We start from the raw sequence: 14,971 nt of genomic DNA, 5'->3' as shown, positions 1-14,971 counted from the left end.
AGATGAAAGATGAAGAAGATGCAGCAAAAGGCAGCTATCGCAGCACTAGCCGTACTTATTGGAGGAGGAGCATTGCTTCCAGTTCAATCTGCTAAGGCAGCCAGCTTTGATCAGCCATTGGAACAAGTTATTCAGCAGCTTGTTAGTCAGAAAGTGCTTAACGGCTATCAAGATGGTGCGATGCGCACTGAGAATAAAGTAACAAGCGCCGAGCTTATCAAGATGATTGTACTCGCGCTTGATTTAAATATAACCCCGCCGACAGGTAAAGAAAAATGGTATACCCCTTATGTCAATACAGCGGTTGCTGCTGGACTGCTCGATAATGCACAAAGCTTCCAGCCTAATAAACCGGCTACTAGCAGTGAAGCTGCTGAGCTGATCGCCAAAGCACTGCAGCGTGATGTGAAATCCGTCCAATATTGGATGGCAGGTATGAAGATCGACGGCAAACAACTAAGCCGCGGTGAAGCAGCGAGACTTCTTGTCTATTCAGAACAAGCGATCCGCACTTCAGCAGCTGAGATCGTATCCATTAAGGCACTCAATAAAATCACATTTGAAGTTACTTTCTCGGCGCCTCTGACCTTAGAAGATGAGACAACCGATCAAGCTAACGCCAATTTTACTTTCAGTGAGGGACTGAAGCTGGTTAACCAGCCCCGCCTCAAAACAGGAGCTATTGCAACTTATATCATCCCAGTGCAAACCATGAAGCCAGGTACAAGCTATTCCTTGAACTATAAAGGAAAGCAGCAGTTTGAGGTTGCGGCAAGTGATGAGATGATCAAGCTTCAAAATGTACGTCAAGTAACATCCGATACGTTTGAGGTTGAGTCGTTCCGCACGGATGGTGTCATCGACTATGGCTATTTGATCTCGGCTTACGCTGGTGGTCGTGGTGCTAATGCGGTTGTTCTGGATGAGAACAACAAGCTTAATGGACAAGCGATGCAAATCATTTCGTCCCTTGCTTCTAGACAAGCTGTTCTTACAGCAGAAGATGGAGAGCAAACGACGGTCAACTATGTTGGCTTTACGCAATCTACAGACGGCAAGCAAGAGCCTAAGTTCCGACTTCCGGCAGGCAAGACCTTACAGCCTGGTAAGAAGTATACGGTAACGTCTGACTGGTTTGTACTCAATAACCCGACATTTACCGCACAAAGCATGGAATCACTTGAGATCGGGGCTGTTGATCAAGTGAATGAGACAACGCTGAATGTCATATTGACAGCGGATCCTGGAGATGAACTATTTGCTTACCGCTCGATTCAGCTAAACGGTTCTGATGGTACAACGTTAACGGCACAATATAAAGTGCAAACCCGTATAGGCGCAGTTGGAGTATTTGAGCTTCAAAACAACGGCAAGCTGCAAGCTGGTGTTCAATATGATATTGTTCCTGTAGGCAGCTGGACTACTGCGAACAACGTGAAGCTAAGCTCGAAATAAGACTGATTTATACGAAAACCATGTGGACCATTAATCCACATGGTTTTTTTGTTTAGAAATTGTTTATGTATTCTCATCTGGCTATTTAGCACTCCTGTTTAGAATGAAAGTATTCAATTCATCTAGAGTGGAGGCCCAGCAGTGAAACTAACAGCCCAGAATATAAGTAAAAACTATGGCAAGAAGCAAGCCCTCACCGACGTCAGCTTTGAAATGGACAATGGCGTATACGGCCTTCTTGGACCTAACGGAGCAGGTAAATCAAGTCTTATCCGTATATTAGCAGGGGTTATGGAGGCTAGCAGCGGAGAGATTCTGATCAATGGAAGGAATAGAAAAAAATGCGAACGTGAGTATCGCTCCAAGCTGGGGTATTTGCCGCAGTCCTTAGATTTTTACCCCGAGTTTACTGGACGGGATTATTTGCTCTATATTGCTGCCCTCAAAGGTTTGAATGGCGCAGCGGCAGAGCGGAAAGTGATGGAGCTGGCTGAGCAGGTTCGATTAACGGATGATTTGCATCGAAAAAGCGTGAACTACTCCGGTGGGATGAAACGTCGTCTAGGCATTGCTCAAAGCCTGCTTAACGATCCAGAAATCCTTATCCTCGATGAGCCTACCGCAGGGCTTGACCCGTATGAGCGTATCAAGTTCCGAAATCTCATTTCACTTATCTCCCGTGACAGAACGGTCCTTCTATCTACTCATATCGTGTCTGATATCGATTCGATTGCGAAGCAGACGGTCATGATCAAAGCCGGCAAGATTGGCAAAATGCAGACCAATGAGAGCTTTGTACGTGCAATGGATGGTAAGGTTTGGCTTGTCATGATGACAGTAGACAAGCTGGTCGAGTACCAGAATAACCATATTATCAGCAATGTCCTCCCGATTGGCGATCGCATGGAGGTGCGTGTCGTAACGGATGATAAACCTTTCCCGGATGCGGTTGCCGCAGTGCCAACGCTTGAAGATGCATACCTCTATGAATTCCATAACGAAGAAGGTACTCTGTAATGAAAATATTCCAGTATGAAATGAAAAAGCTGCTCCTTAATAAAAACCGGCTTATTTTGCTTGTTGTTCTGTTCCTGATTTATGTCCTCGTGGCGTGGCTTTCCTCTAAGGGACAATTTGAATTAAGCGGCAATGAAGGGAAACAAGCGATCAGTGAATATACCAGCTTAATGTCTGAGCATACTGGCAAGCTGGATCAAGAGCAGCTAGCCAAGTCACAGGAAGCTCGTGATAAAGCAATCGCTGAGCATGGCACTGGAGAAGAGCTTAACATGAAGATTAACCGTGATCCTGAGTTGAAATTTAACATGAGGTATGCCCAGTTTGGACAGAAGGTGAATGAATATTGGAATGGTCCAGCAGAGCAGAACAAGGCAGATCTAAGAGGCGTATATCCCCTTCAGGAGAAGCTGACGGAACTTAAGGCTTCCGGTCAGACGGATAGCTTTGAATACAAAAAGTATTCCAGTCGATTAGATACCGAGCTGGCTATAGGAGAACCAGTCTTCGAGAATGCTGTTTTCTGGAACTGCTTTTTTATCCGATTTGACGGATTTATGGTTGTGTTTCTACTCTTGCTTGTACTGACCTACTTTATATCGCCGTTGTTTACCCAGGAGGTCAGAACAGAGATGGACAGTATTGTGCTTAGTACCGTCAAGGGAAGGAAAGAGGTTGTTACGGCCAAACTCTTAACCGCCGCGGTCTCGGGTGCAGTCGTTACAGCAGTGTATCTTGTTGGGTCGTTTATTGGTACCTTTATTGGTTACAGTGATCTAAGCGGCATGAATGCGACACTCCGAAGTATGGACGGTTTCGAGTCCTCTATGCTTCAGTTATCGGCAGGAGGTACTGCGTTACTGGGGTCACTATGGCTTATTTTCGCAGCTGTCACGTTTAGTCTTGCACTTGCCTATATCTCTTCCAAGATGAAAAGTCAAAGTGCCGCATTTGGACTAGGCATGGTGATTCTTCTTGCAGGCTCCTTGTCCAACTACTTCAGTAACGAGATCAAAGAACTGATCTGGCCGGTCGTAGATTTTAACTTCGGCTCGCTAGCGATGTTTAACGTTATCTTTGGTCAATCTAAGATTTACAATCTGTTTGGAATGCCGCTCTCCTATGCAATGGCCGCTCTGGTAGTCAGTCTTATCCTCTGTGCAGCTGCAGTTCTGCTGACTTATCTGGCGCAGAAGAAACGGACAGTTGTTTAATCGATATAAGATACTTAAAACAGGGAAATCCGTCAGCTTTGAGCTGGCGGATTTCCTTTTTTCTATAATTGCTGCTCAGCAAGCCTCACGGCCTCTTCCTTCGACCATTCGAACCGCAGCGTAGGCTTACCGGTTGGGCCGGTCGATATTGCGACGGCTTTCATGCCGAGGCGGAAAAAGAGAGTTAGGCTCGGCACGTTGTCGAGCGCGACCTGGCAGGTCAGCTTCCCAAGCTTCTGCATCATCGCATTCATGACGGCGAATCCGATCCCGATGCCACGGGCTTCGGGATGAGTGACGATGATACAGCTTTGTTCTCCGGCTTCAGCTGCAAAACCAAGTCCAATGATCCGGCTGCCGACCTTTGCGACGGCGATTACAGCGCCATCACTAGTCAGTAAATCCGGCGACAGTCGCCGAAGGGAATGGATAGCTGCAACTGTCAGCCGCTTCTCCCCGAATCGGACAGCAAATTCAATCAGTCTCTTTCTTTCTAAGACCCATTGCTCGGGGGTAAGCAGCTGCAGTTCCATTATCTCATCGCCTCCTGCTTCATTCTCTCGTTCCTCATTCTTGCAAGATAAGTGCTGTATTGAAAAATCCGATCGAGCGATTTCTGCCGGATATGCGGCTCATCAAACTTCATTGGCTTGGAATTAGCTTCGAAGAACCAGATGTTGCCGGCACTGTCTATACCAAGGTCCATAGACATTTCGCCGAGCATAAAGCCGGATCCTTTTTCAATTTGCCTTGCAATCATGATCGACGTTTTTTTCGCCTTAATAAGAATTCTACGCGCTTGATCGGCATTAAAGGAGCTCTTCAACAGCTTCTCAGGGTCTTCTATTGATCCACCTCTGGGAACATGGGTTGTAATACTCGAGGAACCCGCAACGCGTGCACCTATACCGGTTAAATCCCATTTGCCCCGTTCATTCTTCTGCACGAGCGCCCGGAGATCAAATCTTCTCTCGTTAAAGGAAGCAAGCTGGATGCCTTGCTGGGCGATATAAGGCTCCCCGGCGCTTTCCTTCTTGATCCGATTCCACAGCTTCTGAATATCCGTGCAGCCGAAGGTGGAGCTTTTCTTGTTCTCCTGTACTTTAAGCAGATAAGGGAGCGGTTTGTCGGGCTGCAATTTGACGGTCATGATGCCTTTACCGGCTTTGCCGCTTTCTGGCTTCAGATAAAGGAAAGGATGCTTCTGCAGCATTCTCTCCAGCCTCACCGCTGTTACCAGCTTACGCGTAGTTGGAATAAACGGCTTGGTGGATTTGTTCCCGCGCAGCCATTCGAATAAATACCACTTGTTGAAAAAGGAAGGGTTAAACAGCTTAATCCGCGGGTCCCGCATACAAGCGGCGATTTTGTTCTGAACGGCAGGAAGCATCTCATCCTCGCGAAGCGGAATACGGTTATAAATAATATCCGGGAAAGGCAGCAAACGCTGCTGCCACGAATCCGAATTCTCACTGTAGATGAAGCCCCGTAGATTGTTACGCCCTAAAATTAGGTTTTTAACCGTAAGCACATAGACAAGAAATCCCTTTTCTTGACCCGTTCGTATAATGTCCGCAAAGTTGTGGCGGTTGCCCCGGAATAACTGTTCATCATTTTCAATTGTCAGTATCGCAAGTACCGGGCGCCCCGCCGGCCGTTCATACACCTCTTCTTTCTTAGCGGCTCGAGTCTCCATTAGCTGTTCCCTCCTTGAAACTTGCTGAGGTACAAGCAATGATCAATAATGCATTCGACGGAAGCTTTTCCTTCCGCTTCCAGGGAAGGATGCTTGAAGATCGAGCGTCCCGGCTTCGCGTTTGCTTCGAACATCCATATTTCGTTATCTTTATCAATGCCAATATCAAGGCCAAGCTCGCCAAGCCGATGCGGATAATTCCGCTCAATGGCCTCGGCCATCTTGATGGACACTTTTTTTGCTTTCTCCAGCACCTCTTTGCCTTGTGCGCCGAATACGCGGTTAAGCGCCTGCTCCGGTGTCATCAGGGCACCGCCGTTTTTGACATGGGTTGTAACGCTGCCTTTGCCAGCTTTTTTTGCACCAATTCCAGCAGGTACCCATTCGTTTTTGCCATTCTTATGCATATGGAAACGGAAGTCGAGCGGACAGCCGTCAATCTCTACAAGCCGAATGCCTTGCTGCACGACATAATTGCTTAGTGTTGCTCCATGTCGGGATTGAAGCATGCGGTATAAGCTGTTGAAGGTAGAGAAACGAAGCAGTACATTGCGTGAGCCTTTCCGATAGCGCGCAAAGTAGCCGCGTTTAGGATGGTAGGTCAGCCGGTAAATGCCTACCCCAAGGCTGCCCGCCGTTGGTTTGAAATAGAGGAAATGATGCTTTTCGAGCAGCTGCTTCATCTTCTCACTAGTTGGACCGGATACGGATTCCGGCAGATGGTGCAGCGCCTCCGGATCGTTATCCAATAATTTATATACATCGGATTTATTAAAGAAGCCCCAGTTGAAGAAAGGAATCTTCTTGCGAAGCAGTCTCTCGCGTAATGAACCGATGTAGTTTGACGTTTCTGCTTTGCGGCTTGGCAGCCGGTTGTAGATGACATCAGGGAGAGGAACGGTTTTACGGTACCAGCCGCCATGCGAGTTCAGAAAATACCCGTTTACCGTTTCTTGCTGCCAATTAATATCTTGGGGAGTAAAGCCAAATAGAAAAGCCTTCCGGTCCCCTGAACGGACGATTTGCTTGATGAAGTTGGTTCTCATGCCAAAGGGCAGGTTCTCGGAATGGGCATATGAATCACTTAGAACGCCGATGAGCGGACCAATTTGTACCTCATTGTCGCCGGACGTATGAACGAAGATGCTGCCGGTTTTGGGAACCCGGATGTATTGTCTGACTCCGGCGGACAGATAGAGATGATTGCCTTGCCGCCGGACGGGCCTTACGGCTGTTGTAATCACTTCTTTGCCAAGCTTGAGGTGGACGGTTTTTTTGCCGGCCAGCTTCAGCTCCTTCAGAAGTGTATTGGATAAGTAAATGACTTTATCCGATTGTTGAGAGAAATGGACGTTACAAGTTGTCAAGCTCATGGGTGAACCTCCTGAACGTTGTCAGACCGGATCCTTTTGTCTGATGGATAGACAAGGATTGGGGCTGTTGCGGAGTCATTTGTTACAAAAGGCTTATTAGACCTCTGCGTGAGCATCCGTGCATAACGCAGAGGCATCTCTACCGACAGCTGATCCGCCAGATGATCGCCAAACTGCTGGAAGGATGATCTTCCTGGCTTGGCGTTTACCTCAAGCAGCCAGCTTCGGCCATCAGGCTCAATTCCGAAATCAAGGCCAAGCTCGGCTAATCGGCCGAAGCTGTTCTCGAGCCTCTCTGCTGTGTATATGCTGATGTCTTGTATTTTGTTAATGATTCTCTGGGCTTTAGCAGATCCAAACAGTTGAGAGAGCTGCTCGGATGCTCCTGATGCTGTTCCACCACCATGAAGATTCGAAGTCACGGAATCAGGAAGGCCGATGCGGACAGCTGTGCCCGTAATGCCCCAGCGTCCATGGCCATCCTTCTGTACGAGTACTCTTAAGTCAAATGGATTACCGCTTTGGTCAATCAGATGCAAATAAGGCTGAGCTATATAAGACGCATGCCCAATGAATGTTGTGATCCATTGCGTAAGCGCAGAGTAATCTTCGAAATAACGACGGAAAGGGAGGTTTTTTCTCGTTCGGCCAGTCGCTTCCCATTGCAGCGATAAGGGAAGGAATCTAATTCGCATCGCACCTCTCCCTTGCATCCCAGCTGATGGTTTCAGGAAGATGTCTTTGCCATGGTGTGTGATTAGCCTTGCGAGGCTTCCCTTTTGATCCACCTTAGCCGTCTGTGGGAGAAGAGGCAGCAATTGGGGGAATTGGCGAAGTGTGTTATAAACTTCCCATTTGGCTGGAAGGCTGCCGCTTAATGATCGAATGGGATGTTGTTCCCTTATAGCAGCGAGTACCTCTTGGCAGGCAGATCTCTCCGCAGCCTGCTTATAGAAGCAGCGGTCATAGAGGATATCCGGCAGCAAACATTGCTCCTCGGTCCAGCTTCCGCTTCGGAAGCGGAAGCCGGTTAACTGCTTGGTGTGCTTGTTGTATTGACTAGGTGAAAATACGAACAAGTCAATGCCAAGCCGCTCAGCCGCTTCGCTCAGCTTCTGATAGAACAACGGTTCAGGCAGCTTGATCCGTTCAGTTTCTCCGGCCGTTTTGTCCGCCGGGACTGTTTCAATTGAAGCAACGAACACTCCCACTCTTATAAGCGCAGCCTTCATAAGGCCCTCCGACTAGAATCCCGATAAGAACCGGGAGTATTGGATAACATTTCGAACCGATGGCCGGATCTTGTTGTCGTTTTCCTGATTGAGAGGTGTATTATCGCTTTTCGACGGTTTGGAGTTGACCTCCAGCAGCCATACGCGTCCATTCGTATCCAGCGCCAAATCAATGCCAAGCTCGCCAAAATGTGCCGGAATCTGCTTATCAATGCCTTCGGCAATAGTTAGTGCAGCGGTACGCAGACGTTTGGCGGCTCCTTCTTTGCCGGCGAATATATTAGAGCGTGCAACGGCTTCACTAACCGTGCTGAGAGTTCCGCCGCGAGCAAGATTGGAGACAAAGTGCTGGCTGCTGGCTGTACGTGCTACGACCGAAGTGAGTGTCCATTTGCCCGTTGCGTTCTTCTGGACGACGGCGCGAAAGTCAACAGGGCGTTTCTGAATTTCAATCAAGGTGAGCCCTTGCTGAATCTGATAGCGGATCGTCTTCATCTTGGTTGAGATATTCGAGAACAGCTTCACGAGGTTAGGGTACACCTGCCGTCTTGTTCCCGTGCCGGTCGTAAACAGAGCTTGATAGGTATCACCTTCGTGCTTAGAGATACGAATGATGCCTTTGCCGAGGCTGCCTTTGGAAGGCTTAAGAAATACATTGCTATAACGGGCGCACATGGATTTAAGTGTGGTGTAATTACGCAGGAAATGGGACTCCGGCAAATAGCGTGCAACGGTCTGATCTTTCTTCAGCGCATCGAATACTTCCATTTTGTCTAGGAACTTTTCGTTGAACACACTTGCATGATGTGTATTCTTCATCTCTTTAAAAAACGACTGTACACTTGCCTTGCTCTCCAGCTTTCTGGAGGTTAACCGGTTGTTGACAACATCCGGCATCGGCAGCTTCGTCTTTTTCCAACCGTTTGCGAAGGTCCAGCCCTCGATTTGTTTGTCGCTGCTCCCAGCGATATGGTTTGGAGTGAAGAAGTAAACATGTGCTCCCTGTGAGGCGCTGCCATCGACTAGTTCCTTGCAAAACATCGTAATGGTACCAAATGGTTTGTCAGGTGTGCTTGGATAATCGCGGCTGATAAGTACGCCAATCAGCGGTCCAAGCCGAAGGGTCGTGGAAGACGCTTCGTATTGCAAACGAAGGGCGGTATTGGTGAGAATGCCCAGCTGTCTGCCAAGAGATTGATTCATACGCATACCATCGTACTTTGGTACCGGAATAATTTTAACCGTCTTCCGGAATGTCCCGAATCTGAGCGTGATCGACATGCTGTGCGAAATATGCCACTGTTTCAAGTAGACCTCACCAAGCATAATCGTATCTTCCGGAAGCATGCCGGAGCTTATTAGCTGAACGGCTACTTTCGATTTGAGCATTGTGTAAATCTCCTTCCAAGCAGGAGGATGACGAAAAGCGGATAAAGGCCCATAGGTGTTTTACACGAATTACTTCATCATATGAGGACATCTATCCCTTGGTGATTGAAATACCGGGTCATATCTGTAAGGTTGTCATCATAGGATAGTGATGCGGACAAGCAAATGATTTGCAGTTCTTGTCCGTTTAGCCATTGCTGATAGAGCGGGAGTTGAGGCGAAGATGAAGGGTAAAGCTAAGCATGTTATTTATTTGCTGGCGGCTGTAGGAATGCTGTTCTACGGGGTAACGAAGGTGGAGCTTAATGGTCCATGGAATGCGGCGACGATTTTCGGAGTGGTGTGGACTTTGTTTGCGCTGCTCGTTATAGCAGCTCACTTAAACGCATTATTGTGGATGAACGAAGAGAAGAAGAAGGAGCTCGACCGTATCAAGCGGGCGAAGAGAAGAAGCTGGGAGCGCAGGCTGCATCAGACTGTGAACAGAGGTTCCAAACGAAAAGCAAGAGGTTAACCATAATGCGCAGCCTGTGCCCCGTGAGGGGCTTTTTCTAAATATAAGAAAGTATAAGTTTTCTCTTTACAGTGCTTATATTTCATCTGCGAAACGGCTGCACCTCCTATGGACGGCGCAGCCGTTTACGCTTGTTGTTTAGGGTTGTATATCTTTAAATTGAACAAGCTGCTTTACAAATTTGTAGACGGCCTCTTGTTCTTTCACAGACAAGCCCTGAAGCTGATTGGCAATCTTATCGGCATAGCTGCTGCTTTGTTCCTCTCGAGCTGTCGAGGACAAATGAACCAGCTCTTCAAGCGGACACTTAAGCGCTTGGGCGATTTTTCCCAGGACATCAATCGTAGGACTTTTCTCGCCGCGTTCCACCTGACCCATATAAGAGCCGTTAATCTCGGCCCTAAGAGCCAATTGCTCTTGGCTGAAGCCTTTTTGCTTGCGTATAGCACGTATATTATCACCGATATTTCGGCTGATTTCGTTCACATTCGTCACCTCAGCCTTAAGATAGAGGTTTCCTATTCCAGCAACAACGTCTTATAGTCATCATTAAAAATAGTGCTTATAGTCATTGACCAAAAGTTATGCTTTTTATTATAATTGTGTAAAAAGGTTCTACCTATTAACATGATTTCCTAAATAGGAACTTTTTAACAAGGAGCAACGCTTATGGTTGATGAGTTTGAGTTTTTTCGGAACGTACAAGCTTACTATCAGCATATGCGGTTTCAGGTGCAGTTTTCGTACCGCATTTTACATAAGACTAATAAATCAGCAAAAGCATGCGGCAGTTTCAGCTGCAGAGTGAACCCCCGTACGCAGCATGTGGAATATCAAATGAGCTTAACCTCGGAAATGATCGCAAGGCCATTTAGTGAGAAAGGCTCTTTGTTGTTTTCCAGTCAATATGCAGAGATTCCTTCGCAGGCCGTTGTAATCGATCAGTACCCGATTTTGAAGCTGCGGTATCCTGTGCCTATCAATTATGACTGGTATGCCTTTATATTTAAAGGAACACAAGAAGCATTTACCGTGCAGTCCCTCCAACAAGTATTCGACAAATATCGCTTTACCGGCGCAGACGGCCAAGAGGTAGACGCAGGACTAAAGGTCGCGAGCGTGTCCATCGACTGGTATAATGGTATGAGGCGAACGAAGGCTTAAAGAGGAGTGTGGCAACCGTTTCCGGCATGGACACTAGTACTACGAAACGTGAGATAATTTTGCAATATATAGAGACGCTGAACATCGGAGAGAAAATCTCCGTGCGGGCAATTGCCAAAGCACTTGGCGTCAGTGAAGGAACAGCTTATAAGGCGATTAAGGAAGCTGAGGCTTCTGGTCTTGTCAGCACCAAAGAACGAATCGGAACGGTTCGGATCGACCGGAGAAGACGTGAAGCACTTGATCAGCTGACCTTCGGAGAAGTGGCAGAGATTGTGGAAGGACATTTATTCGGAGGGGCTTCGGGTCTCGACAAGTCGCTTCATAAATTGGTCATTGGCGCTATGGAGATTGATGCCATGCTCCGCTATATTGATGAAGGCAGCTTGCTCATTGTAGGTAACAGGGCTGGGGCACATCGTTGTGCACTAGAACAGGGAGCGGGAGTTCTCATCACTGGTGGATTCGAGCCAAGTGAAGAAGTAAAGGCACTTGCGAACGAGAATGGCCTGCCGATCATTTCTTCCCGGCATGATACGTTTACCGTAGCCTCGATGATTAACCGGGCGATGTACGACCGTCTTATTAAGCGTAAAATCATGCTGATTGAAGATTTAATGACCTTCAGCAGACCCGCTGATGTGCTGCGAACCGGCAATACGCTGCTCGACTTTCTTAAGCTATGCCGTGAGACGGGCAGCTGGCGCTTCCCGGTTATTGATGACCGAGGCAGAGTTGTTGGGATGATGACCTCGAAGGATACCGGCGGCGCGCCTGATGATTGTACAATTGATAAGCTGATGACAAAGCATCCCATCACCGCTGCACCTAATATTGCGGTTACATCAGCAGCGCATACAATGGCGGCAGAAGGCATTGACTTGCTGCCAATTGTTGACCGTCATCGGAAGCTGTTAGGTGTTGTTACACGCCAGCAGCTGCTTGAAGCGCTGCGATTTGCTGGCAAACAGCAGGAGATTGGCGAGACGTTTGACGATCTGATCTGGGCTGGTTTTGATGCGGATGAGGCAGAAGGAACACCGATCTACAAAGGCGCGATAACGCCTCAGATGTCCGGCTCATTAGGTATGGTATCGGAAGGGATATTAGTGACGCTGATGACGCTTGCCGGCAGGCGAATGATTCGTGACGCCGGGAAGCGGGATTATTTAATCGATGGGATGACGGCGCTCTTTATTAAGCCGGTTCAAATCGACAGCCAGATTAAGATCGTGCCGCGCGCTCTTGAAATGAGCCGCAAATCAACCAAACTTGAGATCGAGTTGATTGATCAGACGGGGTTGGCTGCGAAGGTTATGATGACGGCGCAAATGATTGACTCATATTAGAGGGCATGGGGGTTGCAGAAAGGTATCTCCTTACGGCCGCTGTTGTAATCGTGAAATTTTGAATTAACTCGCTTATGCGAGATTTCACGAATACAAAGGCGAATGCTTCGCTCCTGCAGGAGATACATTTCTTTCACCCCCACTACCCATAAATGAATCAATCATTCAAAAAGGATAGAAAGAGGGCTGCCATTTGTTTGGCAGCCCTTTAGTTTGAATGGAGGATTAGTCTTGAAGGTTACGAAGAAGCAAACCATGTTAGGGGCTGTGCTTAGTTTATTGATACCGTACATTGTTTTTTTGGTTTCTGGTTATATAAATTCTAAGCCTGCTGAGGACTTTGAAGATTTTCAATATCATGATAGTTCTTTTGTCGTTGTTCATTTTACGTGGCAGGCTTATTTAGCAGGAGCTGTGATCACCTTTTTGCTGTATATGTTGGCATTAAGGATGATACGGAGAAAGCAGTAATGAGTGAAGGGTGCAGCTAATTTTTGTAAGCTTCGTTTATGAGATTATTTAGTTTATCTGTGATGTCTTTGTGAAGTTGTCCATGCTTCTCATCGGTGTATTGAAGCTCTTGCCAATGCCACAGAGCTTCATATTGCCAAACAGGATAAGGCTGCTTGTCCTCTGGCTCCCAATCATACCTGGGGAAAATATGGGCATGTAGGAAAGCATCTGAGTTGCCATAAATCGAATAATTAATCCGCCGCGGATTACATGCGAACTGAATCGCATCCCCGATTAAGCTCATATCGAGCAGGTAATCAGTACGCTGCTGCAGGGTTAGATCATTTAGAGAGTTAATCTTTGGGTAAGCAAGAAGCACACAATACCCGGGCAAGAATTGGGTATCTCCGATTACGGCATAACCGCTTTTCATTTTGGCTAAGACCATCGGATTCTCTCCGCGTTCTATTGCTCCAAACCTGTCTTTTTTTCCATCCCTCACTCAATATATCCCTCTTCTCAGCTAATAATGGATTCACTAGGAATATAATCATTTCGAGTCAGATTGTTAATGGACATATGATACTAACCGCATGGAAAATTATCACTTATTCCATTATGTGATTATGCAGAAGGCGGCCTTCGCCAGAATTCACAGATAGATCGGCGAAGGCTTTGCCTGCTAAAGGCTTAATAGTAGTCCCATGCGTCCGTTTTTGCTCGGTGTTCGTTTTTACGTGGTGAAGAGCCGGCTGCCTTTTTTGCTTTTTTCGCGAGGCTGTTTTCTTTACGGGCGAGATGAGACAGCTCTTTGGCTGTCTTTTTGTAATTGTGCAGCCGCTTTGCTTCGAGTGTTCCGTCTTCGATCGCTTGCAGAACAGCGCAGCCGGGATCCGATTCGTGACGGCAATCCCGGTAACGGCATCCGGCAGACAGCTCTTCAATATCGGCAAAAGCCTGCTCTAATCCGTCATGCGCATCCCATAGCTGAAGCTCGCGCATACCTGGCGTATCCATGACGAGTGCACCACTTGGCAGCAGGAACAGTTCCCGGTGCGTCGTGGTATGGCGTCCGCGCGCATCGTTCTCGCGGATATCTTGTGTCTCCATGATGTTGTCGCCTGCGAGCCAATTCAGCAAAGTTGACTTTCCAACACCGGACGAGCCAGTGACGGCAATTGTTTTGCCCGCTTGTAAATAAGGGAGAAGCTGTTCTTTCCCTTGGTTTTGTATGGCGCTGATCAAGTGGATGGGTACGCCTGGTGCGGCGCTTTCCATGAGAGCTGCGAAAGTCTCGGGCTCCTCGCTTAAGTCGGCTTTCGTCAGCAAGATAACTGGAACAGCACCACTTTCCCATGCCGCGATTAAGTAGCGCTCCATTTTACGAACATTGAAATCCTGGTTAAGGGCGTTCGTAATGAATAAATAATCCATATTGGCACCGATAACCTGGTCGTCTACCGCACCTCCTGCCGCTTTGCGGATCATCACGCTTTGGCGAGGCAGGAGAGAGTGAATGACGGAACGGGTTTCTCCCGCCAGCTTCTCCGCCATGACCCAATCACCGACGGCGGGAAAATCGCTTTTTAGCACCGCATTAAATTCATATTTGCCTGTGACGGTAGCTGTATGTTCACCATCCGGCGTCATGATCTGATAAGAGTGGGAATGCTGAGCGATAACCCGTGCGGGAGAAAGCGAGCGTGAGCTAGCTGGTATTTGCGCCAGTTTATTTTCCCAGTCGGGATTCCAGCCATAAGCTAAGTGTTGTTGCTTTGTTTCGGTATTTTTCAAATTAGAATGCTCCTCTTTTTACGTTTTGGTTGAATTTTTGGATAACAAAAAAACCGCAGGGAATCCCTGCGGCAGGTACAAAAAAAGCCGCAAGGACCTCTCGGTCCAGCGGCGCTTCTCTAAGAGTTAGAAAGCGGTCCGTATAGGCCGAGAATAATGAAAGTTAAGGGACGTCGTAACAATCGATAGGTTTTTCATTTCACATCAGCCTCCTGTAGTAAGATGTGCTAATTATAGGTAGTAGATGACATTAATGTCCATGGAACGTTTAATTAAAAGAAAAAATTCCGCGTTAGACGACCTAGTCATCTCTTGTAACAT

At 47.5% G+C, this 14,971-nt stretch carries 15 protein-coding genes; 7 read left to right on the top strand and 8 right to left on the bottom strand.

Annotated features, from left to right (window positions below; translation table 11 throughout):
• Positions 1-9: 9 nt before the first annotated feature.
• From AC0YNT_RS00890 to AC0YNT_RS00880, 3 genes are all read left to right on the top strand, one after another.
• On the top strand, positions 10-1,455 hold the full coding sequence (locus tag AC0YNT_RS00890) for an S-layer homology domain-containing protein (RefSeq protein WP_475802923.1): 1,446 nt from the start codon (positions 10-12) through the stop codon (positions 1,453-1,455).
• A 141-nt stretch (positions 1,456-1,596) separates the two neighbouring features.
• Complete coding sequence (locus tag AC0YNT_RS00885; protein WP_475802922.1) at positions 1,597-2,472, top strand: ABC transporter ATP-binding protein; 876 nt, start codon at positions 1,597-1,599, stop codon at positions 2,470-2,472.
• The gene (locus AC0YNT_RS00880; RefSeq protein WP_475802921.1) at positions 2,472-3,686 is read left to right on the top strand and encodes a hypothetical protein; all 1,215 of its coding nucleotides are present in this window, start codon (positions 2,472-2,474) and stop codon (positions 3,684-3,686) included. The genes AC0YNT_RS00885 and AC0YNT_RS00880 overlap by 1 nt, the downstream gene beginning before the upstream one ends.
• Positions 3,687-3,748: 62 nt before the next feature.
• Here AC0YNT_RS00880 and AC0YNT_RS00875 read toward each other — a convergent pair whose 3' ends face one another.
• The 5 genes from AC0YNT_RS00875 to AC0YNT_RS00855 are packed head-to-tail and all read right to left on the bottom strand — an operon-like array spanning position 3,749 to position 9,376.
• The gene (locus AC0YNT_RS00875) at positions 3,749-4,219 is read right to left on the bottom strand and encodes a GNAT family N-acetyltransferase (protein WP_475802920.1); all 471 of its coding nucleotides are present in this window, start codon (positions 4,217-4,219) and stop codon (positions 3,749-3,751) included.
• Positions 4,219-5,382 (bottom strand): YheC/YheD family endospore coat-associated protein, encoded by a 1,164-nt coding sequence (locus AC0YNT_RS00870; RefSeq protein ID WP_475802919.1) that lies wholly within the window; start codon positions 5,380-5,382, stop codon positions 4,219-4,221. Before AC0YNT_RS00870 ends, AC0YNT_RS00875 begins: the two co-directional genes overlap by 1 nt.
• The gene (locus AC0YNT_RS00865; RefSeq protein ID WP_167280241.1) at positions 5,382-6,755 is read right to left on the bottom strand and encodes a YheC/YheD family endospore coat-associated protein; all 1,374 of its coding nucleotides are present in this window, start codon (positions 6,753-6,755) and stop codon (positions 5,382-5,384) included. Before AC0YNT_RS00865 ends, AC0YNT_RS00870 begins: the two co-directional genes overlap by 1 nt.
• Complete coding sequence (locus AC0YNT_RS00860) at positions 6,752-7,987, bottom strand: YheC/YheD family endospore coat-associated protein (RefSeq protein WP_475802918.1); 1,236 nt, start codon at positions 7,985-7,987, stop codon at positions 6,752-6,754. Before AC0YNT_RS00860 ends, AC0YNT_RS00865 begins: the two co-directional genes overlap by 4 nt.
• 12 nt (positions 7,988-7,999) lie before the next feature.
• Positions 8,000-9,376 (bottom strand): YheC/YheD family endospore coat-associated protein, encoded by a 1,377-nt coding sequence (locus tag AC0YNT_RS00855; RefSeq protein WP_475802917.1) that lies wholly within the window; start codon positions 9,374-9,376, stop codon positions 8,000-8,002.
• Positions 9,377-9,599: 223 nt separating this feature from the next.
• On the opposite strand from AC0YNT_RS00855, the gene AC0YNT_RS00850 reads away from it, so the two are divergent.
• A complete protein-coding gene (locus tag AC0YNT_RS00850) occupies positions 9,600-9,890 on the top strand; it encodes a hypothetical protein (RefSeq protein ID WP_167280238.1) in 291 nt (96 codons plus the stop codon).
• Between the two features lie 138 nt (positions 9,891-10,028).
• On the opposite strand, the gene AC0YNT_RS00845 is transcribed toward AC0YNT_RS00850, so the two are convergent.
• Positions 10,029-10,376 carry a helix-turn-helix domain-containing protein gene (locus AC0YNT_RS00845; RefSeq protein WP_167280237.1) on the bottom strand — a complete coding sequence of 116 codons (348 nt, stop codon included), beginning with the start codon at positions 10,374-10,376 and terminating at the stop codon, positions 10,029-10,031.
• Positions 10,377-10,559: 183 nt separating this feature from the next.
• Here AC0YNT_RS00845 and AC0YNT_RS00840 point away from each other — a divergent pair, with 183 nt between their 5' ends.
• The 3 genes from AC0YNT_RS00840 (at position 10,560) to AC0YNT_RS00830 (ending at position 12,874) form a co-directional block, all read left to right on the top strand.
• Positions 10,560-11,054 carry a hypothetical protein gene (locus AC0YNT_RS00840; protein WP_475802916.1) on the top strand — a complete coding sequence of 165 codons (495 nt, stop codon included), beginning with the start codon at positions 10,560-10,562 and terminating at the stop codon, positions 11,052-11,054.
• A gap of 26 nt (positions 11,055-11,080) precedes the next feature.
• Positions 11,081-12,403, top strand: coding sequence for a DRTGG domain-containing protein (locus tag AC0YNT_RS00835; protein ID WP_475803398.1), 1,323 nt, complete (start codon positions 11,081-11,083; stop codon positions 12,401-12,403).
• A gap of 231 nt (positions 12,404-12,634) precedes the next feature.
• Entirely contained in the window at positions 12,635-12,874 is a 240-nt protein-coding gene (locus tag AC0YNT_RS00830; protein WP_475802915.1) for a hypothetical protein, read from the top strand.
• A gap of 16 nt (positions 12,875-12,890) precedes the next feature.
• Here AC0YNT_RS00830 and AC0YNT_RS00825 read toward each other — a convergent pair whose 3' ends face one another.
• Together AC0YNT_RS00825 and rsgA are read right to left on the bottom strand one after the other, a co-directional pair.
• Positions 12,891-13,358 carry an HIT family protein gene (locus tag AC0YNT_RS00825; RefSeq protein ID WP_475802914.1) on the bottom strand — a complete coding sequence of 156 codons (468 nt, stop codon included), beginning with the start codon at positions 13,356-13,358 and terminating at the stop codon, positions 12,891-12,893.
• 188 nt (positions 13,359-13,546) lie between these two features.
• Positions 13,547-14,650, bottom strand: coding sequence for a ribosome small subunit-dependent GTPase A (gene rsgA / locus AC0YNT_RS00820; RefSeq protein WP_475802913.1), 1,104 nt, complete (start codon positions 14,648-14,650; stop codon positions 13,547-13,549).
• Positions 14,651-14,971: the final 321 nt, after the last annotated feature.

It is taken from the genome of Paenibacillus sp. J22R56 (genome assembly GCF_056269375.1).
Note: the sequence above shows the minus strand (reverse complement) of the source record. Positions and strands in the feature narration are given on the sequence as shown.

What these genes read in the sequence shown, in the direction of transcription:
- AC0YNT_RS00890 (WP_475802923.1), top strand. Translation starts at nt 10, where the DNA reads ATGAAGAAGATGCAGCAAAAGGCAGCTATCGCAGCACTAGCCGTACTT.
- AC0YNT_RS00880 (WP_475802921.1), top strand. Translation starts at nt 2,472, where the DNA reads ATGAAAATATTCCAGTATGAAATGAAAAAGCTGCTCCTTAATAAAAAC.
- AC0YNT_RS00875 (WP_475802920.1), bottom strand. Translation starts at nt 4,219, where the DNA reads ATGGAACTGCAGCTGCTTACCCCCGAGCAATGGGTCTTAGAAAGAAAG.
- AC0YNT_RS00870 (WP_475802919.1), bottom strand. Translation starts at nt 5,382, where the DNA reads ATGGAGACTCGAGCCGCTAAGAAAGAAGAGGTGTATGAACGGCCGGCG.
- AC0YNT_RS00865 (WP_167280241.1), bottom strand. Translation starts at nt 6,755, where the DNA reads ATGAGCTTGACAACTTGTAACGTCCATTTCTCTCAACAATCGGATAAA.
- AC0YNT_RS00860 (WP_475802918.1), bottom strand. Translation starts at nt 7,987, where the DNA reads ATGAAGGCTGCGCTTATAAGAGTGGGAGTGTTCGTTGCTTCAATTGAA.
- AC0YNT_RS00855 (WP_475802917.1), bottom strand. Translation starts at nt 9,376, where the DNA reads ATGCTCAAATCGAAAGTAGCCGTTCAGCTAATAAGCTCCGGCATGCTT.
- AC0YNT_RS00850 (WP_167280238.1), top strand. Translation starts at nt 9,600, where the DNA reads ATGAAGGGTAAAGCTAAGCATGTTATTTATTTGCTGGCGGCTGTAGGA.
- AC0YNT_RS00840 (WP_475802916.1), top strand. Translation starts at nt 10,560, where the DNA reads ATGGTTGATGAGTTTGAGTTTTTTCGGAACGTACAAGCTTACTATCAG.
- AC0YNT_RS00835 (WP_475803398.1), top strand. Translation starts at nt 11,081, where the DNA reads ATGGACACTAGTACTACGAAACGTGAGATAATTTTGCAATATATAGAG.